Source organism: Corynebacterium sp. HMSC070E08 (genome assembly GCF_001808895.1).
In the GTDB taxonomy this organism is placed as follows: Bacteria; Actinomycetota; Actinomycetes; order Mycobacteriales; family Mycobacteriaceae; genus Corynebacterium; species Corynebacterium hiratae.
In genome coordinates, this window is sequence record NZ_KV794791.1 from 23,953 (window position 1) to 39,345 (window position 15,393).

The window sequence follows — 15,393 nt, forward strand, 5'->3', positions numbered from 1 at the left end:
CTAGTAATCCTAAAAACTGTTGCGCAGGTCATTTTTTATGGGTAGGCTATGAAAAGTCCGTGATTGATAATGTAAAGCAAATTATCAACCGATCTAGGAGGCATTAACCCCATGACTAACGCTTCAAATGAGTCCGCGGCAGACAAGGTTCTAGACAAGGGCCAGCGCGCCCCGGGCGGCCCGAACACAACCCGCCCCTCCGGTCAGCCAATTGCTACTGAAAACACCAGCATCACCGTTGGCCAGAACGGCCCGGTGGTGCTTAATGACATCCACCTGATTGAGAAGCTCGCGCACTTCAACCGCGAGCGCGTGCCGGAGCGCACCCCGCACGCTAAAGGTCACGGCGCCTTTGGTGAGCTGCACGTTACCGAGGACGTCTCTGCTTACACCAAGGCCAAGCTCTTCCAGAAGGGCACCGTGACCCCGATGATGGGCCGTTTCTCCACCGTTGCCGGCGAGCAGGGCTCCCCGGATACCTGGCGTGACGTCCACGGCTTCGCGCTGCGCTTCTACACCGAGGACGGCAACTACGACATCGTGGGTAATAACACCCCGGTCTTCTTCATCCGTGACGGCATTAAGTTCCCGGACTTTATCCACTCCCAGAAGCGTCTGGGCGCGAACGGCCTGCGCGATGCTGACATGCAGTGGGATTTCTGGACCCGCAACCCGGAGACCACCCACCAGGTGACCTACCTCATGGGTGATCGCGGTACCCCGAAGACCACCCGCCACCAGAACGGCTACGGCTCCCACACCTTCCAGTGGGTCAACGAGTCCGGCGATGCCTTCTGGGTGAAGTACCACTTCAAGACCCGCCAGGGCGTGGAGAACTTCACCGACGCTGAAGCCACGGAGATGGCCGGTAAGAACGCGGACTACCACCGCGAGGACCTCTACAACGCCATCGAGGAAGGCAACTTCCCGGTCTGGGACGTCAAGGTTCAGATCATGCCGGTGGCGGAGGCTGAAGAGTACCGCTTCAACCCCTTCGACCTCACCAAGACCTGGTCCAAGAAGGATTACCCGCTGGTCGATGTCGGATACTTCGTACTCAACCGCAACCCGCGCAACTTCTTTGCGCAGATTGAGCAGGTTGCCCTGGATCCGTCCAACATCGTCCCGGGCATTGGGCTGTCTCCGGACAAGATGCTGCAGGCACGCGTCTTCGCGTACTCCGACCAGCAGCGCTACCGTATCGGACCGAACTACAAGCAGCTGCCGGTGAACCAGCCGCTCAACCAGGTCAACACCTATGAGCACGAGGGTCCGATGCAGTACCTGTTCAACGCCCCGGAGGATCCGGTCTACTCCCCGAACCGTCACGCTAAGGGCGGCGGTTACCTGGATGGCGATGAGAACCTGCGCTTCAAGGAGCAGGAGACCACCACCGCGCCGGATCTCTACGTGAACCCGGACCCGGCAGGCATCGACCTGGTGCGTGCGCCTTATATCCACCACGCTGAGGACAACGACACCGTCCAGGCCACCGACCTGTACGAGAACGTCTACGATGACGGCGCCAAGGAGCGCCTGGCGGACAACATCACCAACGCTATGGCCGGTGTGTCCCCGGAGACCGAGGAGCGCGTCTACGCCTACTGGGATGCAGTCTCCCCGCAGCTGGGCAAGCGCGTGCGCGAGCTCTTCGCTGAAAAGAAGTAGGGATTAACGCAGGGGCGTTAATCCGTCACCTTAGAAGCCCCGCCGGGTTCATTCCGGGCGGGGCTTTTCCGCGCGCCTGACCGCTTTTGCCCAGCGTGGGCGATAGTTTCTTTTACATGACCTCACGCCTAGCTACTCCTGCTGACGCTAACCGGAAGGTTGGCACCCGCGCACTCCTTCTCGCCCTCGTGCTCATCGTGCCGCTCGTTATCGGCGCGGTCGTTGCCACCGTGTCCGAGTGGCAGCCAGCCGAAGCCTGGTCTCAGGAGCAGGCGGGTGCGCCCAGCGATGGCACCATCGATCCCGCTGAGCTTTACGACGTCGCCCGCGCCCTCAGCGAAGCCAATGCCCAGGCGGGATTCCTGGCGAGCGGCGCGCAGCAACTGGCCGACGGCACCGGTGAGCTGAAGGATGGAGCCGGTGAACTGGGCGGCGGAGTGGACAAACTGGCCGGCGGCTCGCAGGAGCTATATGACGGCCTCGTACAGCTGCAATCCGGCACCGCCCAGCTGGGCAACGGTGCTACCGAGCTGGCCGACGGCGTCGGCGGCGCCGTCGACCAAGTCATCGGCCTAGGCGTGGTCCGCGGACAGATCCTGCAGGCCATCGACGGCACCCTCAAGGACTTGGAAGGAAACAACTCGGCGGAGGCAAAGAACATCCGCTCGCAGCTCGGTGATCTGCGCAGCCAAGTGGAGAACTTCCAGTTTGACCAGTCCATTCAGGATCAACTGACGCAGCTGAAGGATGGCTCGCGCGAGCTCTCCAACCAGCTGGCCGTGAGCGGCTACGCCTACCACGATGGCGTCTACCAAGCCACGGAGGGCGCAAAGCAGCTCAATGCCGGTATTGGTGAGCTCAACTCCAAGGTCGATGAGGCCCTGCAAGGTGTGGACAAGCTCGTTGCCGGCGCAGAGAAGGTCGACGGCATGGCGCAGCAGAACCGGTCCAAGGTGCAGGGCGCGCAGCGTGCCTTGCCCACCGTGGCCGGACCAGCTGAGGACGATAGCGCGCCTTCCCAGCTGCTGAGCCCCATCGTGGCCATGCTCCTCGCGGCTATCGCCGTCTTGGGCGGCGGGGTTATCGGAGCGCTGCTGACGCGCGTGGAGCGTCGTATCCTCGCGCTGCTGGGCGGCGCGGTGCTGATCGGAGTTGTGGTGGGCCTGCTCGTGGCACTTCTTGCTACCGGTGGAACCGCCGCGGCCGTGGCGTGGGCGGGGCTCGCGGCGGCGGGGGCCGGGGTGGCGTCGGCAAGCATTGTGTACGCACTCGTGCGCGGACTGGGGCTCGCTGGTTGGGGCCTAGGCAGCGTGCTTGGCGTAGCCCAGGTGGGCGTCGTGGGATGGGCGTGGAAAGCGGCCTCGACGGGAACCGATCTCAACGCCGCGATGAGTGCGCTCGTGCACCTCTTTCCCATGCAGTGGGCAACCTCCGCCATCACCGTGGCAGGCAATGGGGGACAGTCCCCACAGCTGTGGACCGCGCTGGCTATTTTGGGGGTAATTTCGATCGCGGCTTTCGTTCTCGTGGGGGCACCCGCTAGGCACGAAGAAAATGGAAAAGCCTAGCTCAAAGGCCTGCCTGTGAAGCATCGACTGAGCAGGGAGAAGCGTTACAGAGTTTTTGAAGATTTATCTACCGTTGCGAGGGGAAATAGTGCTAGAGTGAGAATCGCTCACAAAGCCTACTTAGGGGGTAGGCAAACGGTTTCTCCAATCCGTTGTGAGTGATAGGGAATAGGGGCGACGCGGCTGCTGTAGGGGCACCGCGTCGTTTCCAATTTTCGGGGGTAAAATTGGCGGCACTGAACGCTGAAGAATTGGAGAATCACCGTGACCGACTCTCGCGATATCAAACCTTTTGCCGCCAGCCGTGGTCCCAAAATAACGTCGGTCGGCGCCATCGTCGGTGCAGCAGTGGCGGGAGGTCTGCTGCTCGGAGGTATTGGTGCGGGCGCGAGCTTGGCGGTCTTCGATGCGCCGGAGCGTGCCGATTTTCTCATGCAGCCAGCGCAGCGCGAGGTCCAGGCCGACATCATGGACCCCGACGATGTGCTCACTCCGGAGGAGGAAGAGCGCATGCTTGGCGACGTCTCCCGGATCGCCGCCCCCGACGTGGTCCAAGGGCTGCACTACATGGTCTTTGCCAAGAACAAAGAAAACGTCAACGACTCCGTGGAGGAGTATTTGCGTGACAATCACCCGGAGCTTATCGGCAAGGATAAGTTTGCCGATGGCCAAGTCTTCGTCGGCGTCGGCCTCGATCCGCGCCAGGCCTTCGTCTTCGCGGGTGAGGACGTGGCCGAGCAGATGAAGCTGCGCAAGAAAGATAGCCATCTCGAGCAGTCCATCGAAGCTATAAAGCCGGGCGTGCGGGATGACAACATTCCTGCTGGTCTCTTTGCGGGTGCGGCGGCAGCGATCGACGTGGACCGTGCTGCGGATACCCAGTTTGAGAGTGCTCAAAATAACCGCGTTGGGGCGGCCATTGGTCTGGGGGTAGCGGGCCTGAGCGTTGGTGGCGCGGGTGCAGGCATCGTTGGCGGTACTCGCCGCAGCCGTCAGAAGAACGCGCAGCAGGCGCGCGAGGATTGGGATTATGTGTCGCAGACCTATACCGATGTGGCGCAGCGCCTGCGGGAGATCGATATCCGGGCGCACTCGCTGCAATCGGGTCTAGTGGATGAGCGCCTGCGCGAGGACTGGGAGGGCCTGCGCGATGACTTCCTGGCCATCGATGACAAGGTGGGTTCCCTCATGTCGATTCCGGCCGACGCACCGGACGAGCAGTTCCGCTCACGCTCCGTGCTCATTGCTCGTGCACGTTTGCTCTGCGAACGTGTAGAGACCGCCGAGTCCAACATCGAAAAGCTACACCGCATCGAGAACGCTGATACCGACACGCGCCGCTATGAGCTCTACGAGCTGGGCAAGGACCTCGCCCAGGCGGGTTACCTGGCTGCGGACATCGACTCGGCGCTTGAGCGCCACGCCAAGGAGCTGGAAGACGCCGCCGTGGCCCTGTCCAAGGAGCCGAACCACCCGCAGTTCATGGAGCGCTACTTGGATCTCTTGGACCGCACCGCGCTGCTTTCGGAGCACCTGCAAGCACAGCTGCAGAAGCAGAACGAGGCCGAGGAACGCCCCGTACGCACGCATATCTATGACTCCCACTTCTTCGCCGGCTCTGGCTACCACGGCTACGTGCCCTTCTATGTTGTGAGCACCTGGGACAGCGACGCGACTGCCGCCCGCGATAGCTCTTCCGGCAGCAGCGGCGGCGTCAACAGCGGGTTTAGCTCGGGCTTTTCCGGTTCGGGTGGCTCCTCCAGCTTCTAGGAGGGCGGACGCCCTGCCCGCCGCCCGGTGAAAACGAAAAGAACCCGCAGTTTCCTGCGGGTTTAATGGTCGGGATAACAGGATTTGAACCTGCGACCTCTTCGTCCCGAACGAAGCGCGCTACCAAGCTGCGCCATATCCCGGTGTCTCGCTCTAAGCGGTACCGGAATACTGTAACGCACCCCAGCCTGAAAGGACAAAACGGCAGCGTGGAGGGGGTATTCCTAGGCGGCCTTCTCTGTGATACGCAGCAACGTGGCGGACGGGCGGCAGAAGACTCGGAAGGGAACGAACTTCGAGGTGCCCAGCCCGTTGGAGACATGCATGTACATCTCTCCGAATCGGTGCAGGCCCTCCGCGCGAACGCGGTCGATGCCGCAATTGGTCACGATGGAGCGCGAGCCCGCCACCTTGAAAGGCAGGCAGAGCTGGCCGCCGTGCGTATGTCCGGACAGGGACAGCTGGTAGCCGTCGGCGGCGAACTTCTCCAGGACGCGAGGTTCCGGGGAATGCAGTAGTGCTAAGGAGAGGTCGGCGTCCTCGTTGGGGGCGCCGGCGATTTCGGAGTAGTCATCCAAATCGTGGTGTGGGTCGTCCACGCCGGCGGCAGCGAGGCGGACATCGCCTACCTTGAACTCCACGCGGGCCTGGTTGGCGTCGTGCCAGCCGTGTTCCAGGAAGGCCGCGCGCATGCCCTTCCAGGGCAGGTTCACGTAGGAAGGTTCGTTCTTCTTCCCAATCAGGTAGTTGAAGGGGTTCGGGATGCGCGGCGCCCAGTAGTCGTTGGTGCCGAAGCAGAACATCCCCGGGCGGCTCAGCAGCGGGCCAAGGGCGCGGAGGACCTCGGGGACCGCGCGCTCGTCGGAGAGGTTGTCACCGGTATTGATCACCAAGTGCGGGTCAAGGGCATCGAGGCCTGAGACCCACTCGATTTTGGCGCGCTGGCCCGGGATCATGTGGAGGTCGGACACGTGCAGGATACGGAACTCGGACTCCTCGCGCAGCGTACCGGGCTCCAGCAGCGGCAGGGTGTACTCCTTGAGCTCAAACTTGGTGAGTTCTGAGTGCGCCCACGCGGCAACGCCTAGGCCGGCGGCGGCGAGTCCGCCAAGAACAGGGAAAATCTTCACCTTCACCACACTACCTGGCCGGCAGGCGTAGATTGAAGGGCATGAGTGAGTTGAAAGAAACTATCCGTGCTGACCTTAAGACCTCGATGAAGGCCAAGGACAAGGCCCGTACGAGCGCCATCCGTTCTCTGCTGTCTGCCATCCAGGCGGAGGAAACTACTGGTTCCCGCCACGAGATCACCGATGAGGACATCCTCAAGGTCATCGCCCGTGAGATCAAGAAGCGCCGCGAGTCCGCAGAGGTCTACGCGGAAAACGGCCGCCCCGAGTTGGCGGAGGCAGAGCTTGTCGACGTCCCCTTCTTCGAGGCCTACCAGCCGGAGCAGCTAGATGACGACGCCCTGAACTCCCTCGTCGCTGAATCCATCGCCGAGGTTGAGAAGGACTCCGGCGAGCCGGTGACCATCAAGCAGATGGGCAACGTGATGAAGTTGGCCACCGCCAAGGCCGCTGGGCGCGCCGACGGCAAGCGCCTGTCCACCGCGGTCAAGGCCGCCCTCAACTAGCGCTGCTAGCGCAGGAGCGCTAGCACCCCCACGCCGTAGTCCGTTCTACGCTTTAGCGCTCTGCGCTAAAGCCCGAAGAAATCCCGCACGTCGTTCGTCAAGCGGTCGACATCCTCTTGGGAGAACAGCGGGTCGGACTGAGTAGCCGGCTGGCCATTGTCCGCGCCACCGCCGTTGCCGCTCGGCGCTGATGGGGTGTAATAGCTGGAGTTGGAGGTGCCGGAGCTTGCGGAGTCGCCAGCGGAGCCGTCGGAAAGCTGCAGCGTTACCTCCGCACCCTTCTTAGTGCCGGATGCGCCGGTGATGACACGAACCACCTTGCCGTAGCCCACGCCGGGCGCGGGCACCTCGGTGGTTTTGACCACGTAGCCAGCCTTCTCCAGAGCGGAGCGGGCTTGGCTTTCGGACTTGCCCTTCAACCCGTCGATAAGCGGCGATACCGTGCCCGAATCATAAGCGCGGTCGTAGTCCGGCACCGTTCCCTTCAGTGCATCGGGAACGCGCGCGGCCATGGTGTAGAACGTTGATGCGGGCTCCTTGCCACCGAAGAGGTTGCCGTTGGCGCACTGGCGCACGGGCCCGGTGCACAGCGGGCTCGTGGTGGTGCCGTCATTGTAGATATACGGCGCGGCAGCAACCTCAGAGTTGAAGCCGAGGAATGCCGAGGACTGGTTGGACTCCGTGGTACCAGTCTTGGCGGCGGCCTTGCCGCTGAAGCCCGCAGCACGCGCAGAATCGGCCGCCGTGCCCTTTTCAGTGTCGGCGGTCATGTTGTTTTCCAGCGCCTTGGCCACCTCTTTGCCCACCGCGCGTTCGCACGGGGTGTGCTTGAGGTACACCTCGTTACCGTGGGAGTCCGTGACCTCCTCGATGGGGTTCGGCTCGCACCACATGCCTTCCGACGCCACCGTCGCCCCCACGTTGGAAAGCTCGAGCGCGTTCACCGCCGTCGGGCCGAGCGTGAAGGAGCCCAGGTTGGAGTCCTTAATGTGGTCGGCGATGGAGGATTCGCCGTCGTAGCTGCCGGGCTCCTCGTAGGAGCGCAGGCCGAGCTTCACGGCGATGTCAACGATGCGCTCGACGCCAAGCTGCTCGGTGAGCTGGATGAAGGGGGTGTTGGGGGAGTAGGCGAGAGTGTCCTGCATGGTCATCGTGGAGCCGTAGCTGCCGGCGTTTTCCACGCAGTACTTGTTGGGTGGGCAGTTCTCAGCGCCGCCGAAGCCTAGCCCTTCCGCCTCGTAGCGCTTGGGCACGGCCAGTTTGTCTTTGATTCCATAGCCCGATTCCAAGGCGGCCGCGGCTGTAAAGAGTTTGAACACGGAGCCGGCGCCGTTGCCCACCAGCGAATTGGGCTGGGGCAGGAGGGTTTCGTTGTTGGCAAGGTCGAGCCCGTAGGTGCGCGAGGACACCATGGCGAGGACCTTGCGGGAATCAGTGCCCGGCTTGATCACGTTCATGACTTCCGCCACGCCCTCGGTATCCGGGGCGGTGTGGCTGCGTACTGCGTTGAGAGCTTGGTCCTGGACGTCGGGGTCAAGGGTGGTTTTCACGGTCAGGCCACCGCGTGCTAGATGCTCGCGGTCGATGCCCTTATCGGCGAGGTAGTCCATCACGTAGTCGCAGAAGAAACCGCGATCACCCGCGCCGATGCAGCCATTGGGCAGCGTGGCGGGGCTATCCAACACCCCAAGGGGTTCTTGGGCATAGGCATCGGCGTCCTCCTGGGACAGGGAGCCGGTGTCGACCATAGCTTGGAGCACCACATTGCGGCGTTCGAGCACGCCTTCCTCGTTGGTGTAGGGATTGAGATACTCCGAGGATTGCACCATGCCGGCGAGCATCGCTGCCTGTGGCACGGTGAGGTGCGCGGCATCGGAGCCGAAATAGGTGCGGGCGGCGGCCTCGATGCCGTAGGAGTGGTTACCAAAGGGCACGAGGTTGAGGTAGTTGGTCAGGATCTCATCCTTGGAAAGCTTGGCGTCGATATCCGTCGCCATGCGCATCTCGCGCAGCTTGCGGGCTATGGATTGCTCGGTTGCGGCTTGGCGTTCTTCATCCGTGGTGGCGTTGACGAGGAGGAGATAGTTCTTCACGTACTGCTGATCCAGCGTGGACGCGCCCTGGGAGACGCCGCCCGCGGCCAGGTTGGTCCACAAAGCGCGGACGTTGCCCTGCAGATCGACGCCTTCGTGCTCATAGAAGCGGCGATCCTCGATGGCCACAACTGCCTGCTTCATAGCGTCGGAGATCTCATCCGGCTGTACGGGATGGCGGCGCTGTTCGTAGATGTAGGCAAGGGGGTTGCCCTTGGCGTCCAAGATGGTGCTCACGCCGGGGGTATCCCCGCTGGTGAGATCCTGGATGTCCGATTGCATCGTTTCGTTCGTCCTAGCAACGGCAATGCCACTGACGCCGGCGACGGGGGCGATGGCTAGCGCGATGAGGATGCCGACCAGTGCTGTGGACAGGACGAGCTTTCCCAGGGATTTGATGACAGTCACCCTCCACACACTAGTGCTTTAGGCCGACAACCGGGAGACCCCCCTAAAGTGTGACCTGTTAGACAGGTATACCGGTCTGTGAATAGACTTACCAATGGTACATAATATTCCGTCGGGTTGAGGGTTATTCACGATCTTCCACTACGACGGGGGGAACTTGGAAGGAGTTACCTAGCCATGGCAGTCAGTGTCAAAGGTGCAGGACGGTCCGCAATGGTAAAGAATGCCTCGTTAACCTCCGAGCGTGGTGAGTGGGTTACCCAAGCCAAGTGCCGCAACGGTGACCCCGATGCGCTTTTCGTGCGAGGGGCAGAGCAGCGTAAGGCCGCGGTGATTTGCCGCCACTGCCCGGTGCTGAACGAGTGTCGCGCGGATGCCCTTGATAACCGCGTGGAGTTTGGTGTGTGGGGCGGCCTCACGGAGCGCCAGCGCCGCGCCCTTCTGCGTAAAAATCCGCACATCACCAGCTGGGCGCATTACCTTGCTGAGGGTGGCGAACTCATCGGTATTTAGTAGCATTGGGCCCATGACTAAATGGGAATATGCAACCGCGCCGGTTCTTACACACGCGACGAAACAAATCCTCGATTCCTGGGGTGAGGACGGCTGGGAGCTCGTCACTATCACCCCGGGCATGAACCCGGAGAATGTCGTCGCCTATTTCAAGCGCCCTCTGGAGGAGTCCTAATGGGCGCCCTCGCACGCTTGGAAGAACTCGGTGTCGAGCTGCCTTCCGTCGCTGTTCCTCTCGCGTCCTATATCCCGGCCATCCAGGTAGGAAACCAGGTATGGACCTCCGGTCAGCTGCCCGTCGTGGGCGGCGAATTGCCTGCCACCGGCAAGGTTGGCGCAGAAGTGGACCTCGAGAAGGCGCAGGAGCTGGCGCGCACGGCCGCGCTAAACGCGTTGGCTGCCATCGATGGCCTCGTGGGCCTCGACCGTGTCACCCGCGTGGTGAAGGTGGTCGGCTTCGTCGCCTCGGCTCCATCCTTTACGGATCAGGCCGCGGTTATCAACGGTGCCTCGAACTTCCTCGGGGAGGTCTTTGGTGATGCCGGTGTTCACGCGCGTTCTGCAGTGGGGGTAGCGGTCCTTCCGAAGGATTCCCCCGTTGAGATCGAAGTTATCGTAGAAATCGCTGAGTAATCGGATAGGGTTAGAACCATGGAGCATCCTGCATATAGCCAATTGCGTCCCGTGAGCCAGTCCGTCGGTGTTGTGCTGTGCGATAATCCCAGCTACACCGCCTTGGAAGGCACCAACACGTGGATCATTCGCGCCGGAGAAGATTCTCGCGCCATTGTGGTCGATCCAGGCCCAGAGGATGAGGGGCATCTCAACGTTGTGACCGCGAAAGCGGGCGAGGTAGCACTGATCCTTCTCACTCACCGCCACGATGATCACGCCTCGGGCGCTCAGCGTCTGCGCCAGCTCACCGGCGCTCCGATTCGCGCGTTCGATCCGAACTACTGCAACGGCGCGGAGGCGCTTGTCGACGGCGAAGTGATCACCGTCGACGGCATCACCCCGCAACTCGAGGTGGTCCATACCCCTGGCCACACTGCGGATTCCACCTGCTTCTTCGTATGGTCCGAAGAGGCTAAGAACTCCACCCTGGAGGGAATTCTGACCGGTGATACCATCGCTGGCCGTCACACCGTGCTCCTGTCTGAGACCGATGGTGACTTGGGTGCCTACCTGAAGACGCTGGACCTTCTCGAAGAGCGCGGCAAGGATGTAGCACTCTTCCCGGGGCATGGCCCGGACTTGGAGGACACCTCCGCGGTTGCCCGCAAGTACATTGACCGCCGCCACCACCGCTTGGATCAGATTAAAGAGGTCCGCGGGCGCCTTGGTGAGGATGTTGACGTTAAGACCCTCGTCGATGAGATGTACGACGACGTAGACCCGGTCCTTCGCCACGCCGCCGAGCAATCCACGCGCACTGCGCTGAAGTACCTCGCGGCTCAGAACTAAAACACCGCATAGGAAAATCCCCCGAGAAATTCTCGGGGGATTTTGCATTGGGCCACAGCCGCCCGGAGGCGGCATATGCTGGCTCGGCCTTTAAGACCTAGCGCGCGCGGCGAGCCAAGTGCTCGGTATCGACGATGAGCACCGACTTGCCTTCCAAGCGAATCCAGCCGCGGTGGGCGAAGGTGGCCAGCGCCTTGTTGACGGTCTCGCGGGACGCGCCGACGAGCTGGGCGATCTCTTCCTGAGTGAGGTCGTGGTTCACGCGCAGTGCACCGCCCTCTTGCGAGCCGAAGCGGTTAGCCAGCTGCAGCAGGGTCTTGGCCACGCGGCCCGGAACATCGGTAAAGATGAGGTCCGCCAGGTTGGCGTTGGTGCGACGCAGACGGCGGGCCAGCACGCGCAGCAGCTGCTGCGCAATCGCCGGATGATCGGCCACCCACTGCTTGAGCATTTCGGAGTTCATCGTGGCGGCGGTGACCTCGGTGACGCACACAGCAGACGAGGTGCGCGGGCCCGGATCGAAGATAGAAAGCTCACCGAACATATCGGACGGGCCCATCACGGTCAGCAGGTTCTCACGGCCATCCGGGGCGTGGCGAGCAAGCTTAATCTTTCCCGAGGTGATGATGTAGAGGCGGTCGCCCGGCTCTCCTTCCTCGAAAATGGTGGTGCCGCGCGGGAAACGGACGGTTTCCATTTGCTCGATGAGGTTTTGTACTGCTACCGGATCGACGCCCTGGAAAATGCCAGCGCGGGAGAGGATGTCCTGTACGCCTTCCACTGTTACTCCTTAAAGCCTGCGCAGCGAGGAAAACACTTGGACGCAAGCTGGTTTGGTCTATTTTGACGCACCTAGTCTCCAGTGCGCCACGAGGCACTGCACAACATCATACAGTGCAATTAGTCACTATTTCCACCAACGGGAAAAATAGTCACATGCCTTTACTAATCTGTTTAATTCTCGAAGGCCGTTGCCTCTAGCTTTTCCATGAGAATGGCAAACAGGGCGAGGCACAGCGGGACGAGGACAACGAGCGAAATCATGCTTTCCATTCTAACTTCCGTCACTAGAGTTACTTCTATGTCCCCTGACCTTTTTGCACAGCATGACGATGATACCGAGGAAGCGCGTGTTGCCCATATTCGTACCGCCCTCGCGGACGAATATCCCGATGCCGACTGTGAACTAGACTTCACCAACCCCCTTGAGCTACTCGTAGCGACAGTGCTTTCAGCACAGTGCACGGATGCCCGCGTCAACCAGGTCACCCCGGAGCTGTTCGCCGCCTACCCCACCGCACCGGATTATGCCGCCGCGGACCGCGCCGACCTTGAGCGCATTCTCCGCCCACTCGGCTTTCAGCGCATGAAAGCCGGCCACCTGTTGGGCATCGGTGAAAAGCTCGTCGCGGACTTCGACGGGCAGGTACCACGCGGCATCGACGAGCTCACCTCGCTGCCCGGCGTCGGCCGCAAGACCGCGTTGGTGGTGCGGGGAAATGCCTTTGGGCTGCCGGGAATCACCGTGGATACCCACGTCACGCGACTGAGTCAGCGGCTCGGTCTGACCGAGGCGAAGACGCCGCGGGCGATTGAGAGGGACGTCGCCAAGCGCGTGCCCGAAGAGGAACAAACCGTATTCTCTCACCGCCTCATCCTCCATGGGCGGCGCGTGTGCACCGCCCGGAAGCCGAAGTGCACGGCCTGCGTGCTCGCCCCATGGTGCCCGTCGCGGGGTTAAGGTGGAGCAATGAGCCAATATTCTCGGTGGCCCGGATACGTGAAGGTGAGCATCGCAGCCATTGTTGCGCTGGCGGCACTCGCGTTCGTCGGCGTGGTGAATCTCCTTGAGGATGATGAGCCGGAGGTCCCCGTCCCCGAGGCGCAGGAGCAAGAAGTAGCCAAGCGTCCCAAGTGCCCCGAGGGGCCCATTGCTGGGGTGGACCTTCCCTGCTTAGGAGCGGCCGGTACCGCGGCGGCCAAGAACGTTCAGATCGTCACGTTGTGGGCATGGTGGTGCGAGCCGTGCCGCACGGAGCTGCCCTTCTTCGAAGACCTTGCACGCTCGCACTCGACGTGGAATGTCGTCGGCGTGCATGCGGATGCGAACGCCGCCAACGGTGCTGCGCTTTTGAGTGACCTGCAGGTCGACATCCCCAGCTACCAGGACGAGGATGGGACCTTCGCTGGCGAGCTCGGGCTGCCGGGCGTCATCCCCATCACCCTCGTGGTGCGCGATGGCAAGGTGGAAGAGAAGTTCATCAAACCGTTTAGCTCCGCCGAAGAATTGGAGGCGGCCGTCGAGGAGGTTCTTCAGTGAGCCGCCTGTTTCCTGCTCACGCCCCGGAGTGGCTGCGCCCGGCGCTCGGGGTTGATACAGACAAGGTCCAAGAACGCCTCATTCGGCATGTCCCGGCCGCCAAGCGCCGGCGTGAATCGGCAGTGTTGGTGCTCTTGAAGGGCGAAAGCTTCGCAGACGGTGAGGTGTTGCTTACGCACCGCTCGCCCTCGATGCGCTCGCACTCCGGGCAGATTGCTTTCCCCGGTGGGCGCAAGGACGAGGAGGACGCCTCGCTTGTCGACGCCGCCCTGCGCGAAGCCGAAGAAGAAACCGGCCTCGACCGCTCCGCCGTCACACCCCTTGAACAGTGGGGCAAGCTGGATATCCCAGCTACCGGCAATACCGTGAGCCCGGTCCTGGCGTATTGGCATAAACCGGGTGACGTGTGGCCGGCGAGCCCCGCGGAAACCGATGATGTCTTCACCGTCCCTTTGCGGGAGCTGGCGGATCCCACGAATCGCATGATGGTGGGATTTGGCCGCTGGAAGGGGCCGGCGTTTCGGACGCGGGGCTACCTGGTGTGGGGCTTTACCGCGGGAGTGCTGTCTGGGCTGATGGATCATGCGGGCTGGAGCGTGGAATGGGATAAGAAAATGGTTCACGATCTGCGTGAATCACTCAACCGCTCCTTGAATAATGAGAAGATAGGTTAGTTTCTGCCCCTTTTAGCCCTTAAGAAAGCATTCCCTCTGTGTCTCTTGCTGTTGACATCCTGATCGTGGTTGCCGTGCTCCTCGCTGTTCGCGTGGGTTGGCGGCAGGGCGCCTTGGCAGCGGTCCTCGCCGCCGTGGGAATCATTGCGGGGCTGGTGCTGGGAACTGTGGTTGCCCCGCTGGCGATGGGCTTGGCGGACCAAGCCGCCGTGCGCTTCTTGTTGGCTGTCGGCGTGCTCATTCTGCTGGTGGGCTTAGGGCAGCTGGTGGGGACGTCGCTTGGCATGGCGTTGCGGGACCGCATGCGCACCCGCTCGGGGCAGCGCGTGGACTCCTCAATTGGTGCGGTATTCCAGGCGGTGGCGGCCATCGTGGTGATTTGGTTGGTTTCCCTGCCTTTGGCATCCAACCTGGGTGGCCGGCCGGGGCAAGCGCTGCGTGAGTCGCACGTACTCAGCGCGCTCAATGCAGCGGCACCCTCGCGCCTAGCGGCGCTGCCGAACGGTATCGCAGCACTACTCAACGAGTCTGGGCTGCCGCCGCTGGTGTCTCCGTGGGAGCGCTCCGGTGCCGATGTGGAGGTGGATGCTCCCGCAGTGAACATCGAAGACCCTGAGCTGGCGGAACGCGTGCGACCTTCCGTAATCCACGTGCTGGGGGATGCGGAGGCGTGCTCGCGCCGGCTGATGGGCTCGGGCTTTGTTACGGAACCGGACTACGTCATCACGAACGCCCATGTTGTGGCCGGCACGGATAAGGTTCACCTCGATACTGTGCTCGGGCTCAAGGAGGCGCACGTGGTGTACTACAACTCGGATGTGGACATTGCGGTGCTGCATAGCCCCGGGTTGGGCTTGGAGCCTTTGCCGTGGGCGGAGCAAGCGGCTGTGACGGGGGATGATGCCATCGTCTTGGGCTTCCCGCAGTCGGGTCCGTTCACGGCGGAGCCGGCGCGCGTGCGCGACCGGCTGACCATTGCGGGGCCGGATATCTACTCCACGGGCCGCGTGGAGCGCGATGCCTACACGGTGCGCGGCAGCATCCGCCAGGGCAATTCGGGTGGCCCGATGATCAACCCGGAGGGCCAGGTGCTGGGCGTTGTGTTTGGTGCCTCCGTGGAGGACTCCGACACGGGCTATGCACTCACCGCGGACGAGGTGCGCGGCCACGTGGGTGACGTTACGCAGCTTGTCGACGCCACCCCAACCGGCTCCTGCGTCGGCTAACACCAGGTATTTTCTTCTCTCCGGTTGCGGGGTTGCGGGTGCTGGTTTAATCT

General features: G+C 62.3%; 15 protein-coding genes and 1 tRNA gene. 12 read left to right on the forward strand and 4 right to left on the reverse strand.

The genetic code is table 11. The features are described 5' to 3' along the window. The first annotated feature begins 111 nt into the window (after nt 1-111). The 3 genes from HMPREF2526_RS09875 (at nt 112) to HMPREF2526_RS09885 (ending at nt 5,006) form a co-directional block, all read left to right on the forward strand. Nucleotides 112-1,668: a catalase gene (locus HMPREF2526_RS09875; protein ID WP_070547180.1), complete on the forward strand. Its 1,557-nt coding sequence runs from the start codon at nt 112-114 to the stop codon at nt 1,666-1,668. 116 nt (nt 1,669-1,784) lie between these two features. Beyond that, nucleotides 1,785-3,236 (forward strand): hypothetical protein, encoded by a 1,452-nt coding sequence (locus HMPREF2526_RS09880; protein ID WP_070547181.1) that lies wholly within the window; start codon nt 1,785-1,787, stop codon nt 3,234-3,236. Nucleotides 3,237-3,500: 264 nt separating this feature from the next. Then, nucleotides 3,501-5,006, forward strand: coding sequence for a hypothetical protein (locus tag HMPREF2526_RS09885; protein ID WP_070547182.1), 1,506 nt, complete (start codon nt 3,501-3,503; stop codon nt 5,004-5,006). 66 nt (nt 5,007-5,072) lie between these two features. Here the strand turns inward: HMPREF2526_RS09885 and HMPREF2526_RS09890 are convergent. Both HMPREF2526_RS09890 and HMPREF2526_RS09895 read right to left on the reverse strand, forming a co-directional pair. Then, nucleotides 5,073-5,149 (reverse strand) — tRNA-Pro (locus HMPREF2526_RS09890). A gap of 81 nt (nt 5,150-5,230) precedes the next feature. After that, on the reverse strand, nt 5,231-6,136 hold the full coding sequence (locus HMPREF2526_RS09895; protein WP_070547200.1) for a metallophosphoesterase: 906 nt from the start codon (nt 6,134-6,136) through the stop codon (nt 5,231-5,233). A 41-nt stretch (nt 6,137-6,177) separates the two neighbouring features. On the opposite strand from HMPREF2526_RS09895, the gene HMPREF2526_RS09900 reads away from it, so the two are divergent. Next, entirely contained in the window at nt 6,178-6,642 is a 465-nt protein-coding gene (locus HMPREF2526_RS09900; protein WP_070547183.1) for a GatB/YqeY domain-containing protein, read from the forward strand. A gap of 65 nt (nt 6,643-6,707) precedes the next feature. Here the strand turns inward: HMPREF2526_RS09900 and HMPREF2526_RS09905 are convergent, their stop codons facing one another. Continuing rightward, nucleotides 6,708-9,143, reverse strand: a complete 2,436-nt coding sequence (locus tag HMPREF2526_RS09905) for a transglycosylase domain-containing protein (protein ID WP_070547184.1) — start codon at nt 9,141-9,143, stop codon at nt 6,708-6,710. A gap of 177 nt (nt 9,144-9,320) precedes the next feature. Here HMPREF2526_RS09905 and HMPREF2526_RS09910 point away from each other — a divergent pair, with 177 nt between their 5' ends. The 4 genes from HMPREF2526_RS09910 to HMPREF2526_RS09920 are packed head-to-tail and all read left to right on the forward strand — an operon-like array spanning nt 9,321 to nt 11,120. Then, a complete protein-coding gene (locus tag HMPREF2526_RS09910; RefSeq protein WP_175974779.1) occupies nt 9,321-9,656 on the forward strand; it encodes a WhiB family transcriptional regulator in 336 nt (111 codons plus the stop codon). 13 nt (nt 9,657-9,669) lie between these two features. Continuing rightward, nucleotides 9,670-9,831: a Sp36 family protein gene (locus HMPREF2526_RS13285; RefSeq protein WP_010189965.1), complete on the forward strand. Its 162-nt coding sequence runs from the start codon at nt 9,670-9,672 to the stop codon at nt 9,829-9,831. Next, on the forward strand, nt 9,831-10,289 hold the full coding sequence (locus HMPREF2526_RS09915; protein WP_046647890.1) for a RidA family protein: 459 nt from the start codon (nt 9,831-9,833) through the stop codon (nt 10,287-10,289). Before HMPREF2526_RS13285 ends, HMPREF2526_RS09915 begins: the two co-directional genes overlap by 1 nt. A gap of 18 nt (nt 10,290-10,307) precedes the next feature. After that, nucleotides 10,308-11,120, forward strand: coding sequence for an MBL fold metallo-hydrolase (locus tag HMPREF2526_RS09920; RefSeq protein WP_070509573.1), 813 nt, complete (start codon nt 10,308-10,310; stop codon nt 11,118-11,120). A gap of 97 nt (nt 11,121-11,217) precedes the next feature. On the opposite strand, the gene glxR is transcribed toward HMPREF2526_RS09920, so the two are convergent. Continuing rightward, nucleotides 11,218-11,901: a CRP-like cAMP-activated global transcriptional regulator GlxR gene (gene glxR, locus HMPREF2526_RS09925; RefSeq protein WP_046647888.1), complete on the reverse strand. Its 684-nt coding sequence runs from the start codon at nt 11,899-11,901 to the stop codon at nt 11,218-11,220. 300 nt (nt 11,902-12,201) lie between these two features. Between glxR and nth the strand changes: the two genes are divergently transcribed. From nth to HMPREF2526_RS09945, 4 genes are read left to right on the forward strand one after another with little or no spacing between them, the layout of a single operon-like run. Further along, on the forward strand, nt 12,202-12,861 hold the full coding sequence (nth, locus tag HMPREF2526_RS09930; protein WP_246819888.1) for an endonuclease III: 660 nt from the start codon (nt 12,202-12,204) through the stop codon (nt 12,859-12,861). Nucleotides 12,862-12,870: 9 nt separating this feature from the next. After that, entirely contained in the window at nt 12,871-13,440 is a 570-nt protein-coding gene (locus tag HMPREF2526_RS09935) for a TlpA family protein disulfide reductase (RefSeq protein ID WP_046647886.1), read from the forward strand. Further along, nucleotides 13,437-14,114, forward strand: coding sequence for an NUDIX hydrolase (locus HMPREF2526_RS09940; RefSeq protein WP_070547185.1), 678 nt, complete (start codon nt 13,437-13,439; stop codon nt 14,112-14,114). Before HMPREF2526_RS09935 ends, HMPREF2526_RS09940 begins: the two co-directional genes overlap by 4 nt. A 38-nt stretch (nt 14,115-14,152) precedes the next feature. Continuing rightward, nucleotides 14,153-15,340 (forward strand): MarP family serine protease, encoded by a 1,188-nt coding sequence (locus HMPREF2526_RS09945; protein ID WP_046647884.1) that lies wholly within the window; start codon nt 14,153-14,155, stop codon nt 15,338-15,340. The last annotated feature ends 53 nt before the right edge of the window (nt 15,341-15,393 follow it).

Excerpts from the sequence above, each read along its gene's own strand:
- HMPREF2526_RS09935 (WP_046647886.1), top strand. The coding sequence starts at position 12,871 with ATGAGCCAATATTCTCGGTGGCCCGGATACGTGAAGGTGAGCATCGCA.
- HMPREF2526_RS09880 (WP_070547181.1), top strand. The coding sequence starts at position 1,785 with ATGACCTCACGCCTAGCTACTCCTGCTGACGCTAACCGGAAGGTTGGC.
- HMPREF2526_RS09920 (WP_070509573.1), top strand. The coding sequence starts at position 10,308 with ATGGAGCATCCTGCATATAGCCAATTGCGTCCCGTGAGCCAGTCCGTC.
- HMPREF2526_RS09875 (WP_070547180.1), top strand. The coding sequence starts at position 112 with ATGACTAACGCTTCAAATGAGTCCGCGGCAGACAAGGTTCTAGACAAG.
- HMPREF2526_RS09915 (WP_046647890.1), top strand. The coding sequence starts at position 9,831 with ATGGGCGCCCTCGCACGCTTGGAAGAACTCGGTGTCGAGCTGCCTTCC.
- HMPREF2526_RS09900 (WP_070547183.1), top strand. The coding sequence starts at position 6,178 with ATGAGTGAGTTGAAAGAAACTATCCGTGCTGACCTTAAGACCTCGATG.
- HMPREF2526_RS09910 (WP_175974779.1), top strand. The coding sequence starts at position 9,321 with ATGGCAGTCAGTGTCAAAGGTGCAGGACGGTCCGCAATGGTAAAGAAT.
- HMPREF2526_RS13285 (WP_010189965.1), top strand. The coding sequence starts at position 9,670 with ATGACTAAATGGGAATATGCAACCGCGCCGGTTCTTACACACGCGACG.
- nth (WP_246819888.1), top strand. The coding sequence starts at position 12,202 with ATGTCCCCTGACCTTTTTGCACAGCATGACGATGATACCGAGGAAGCG.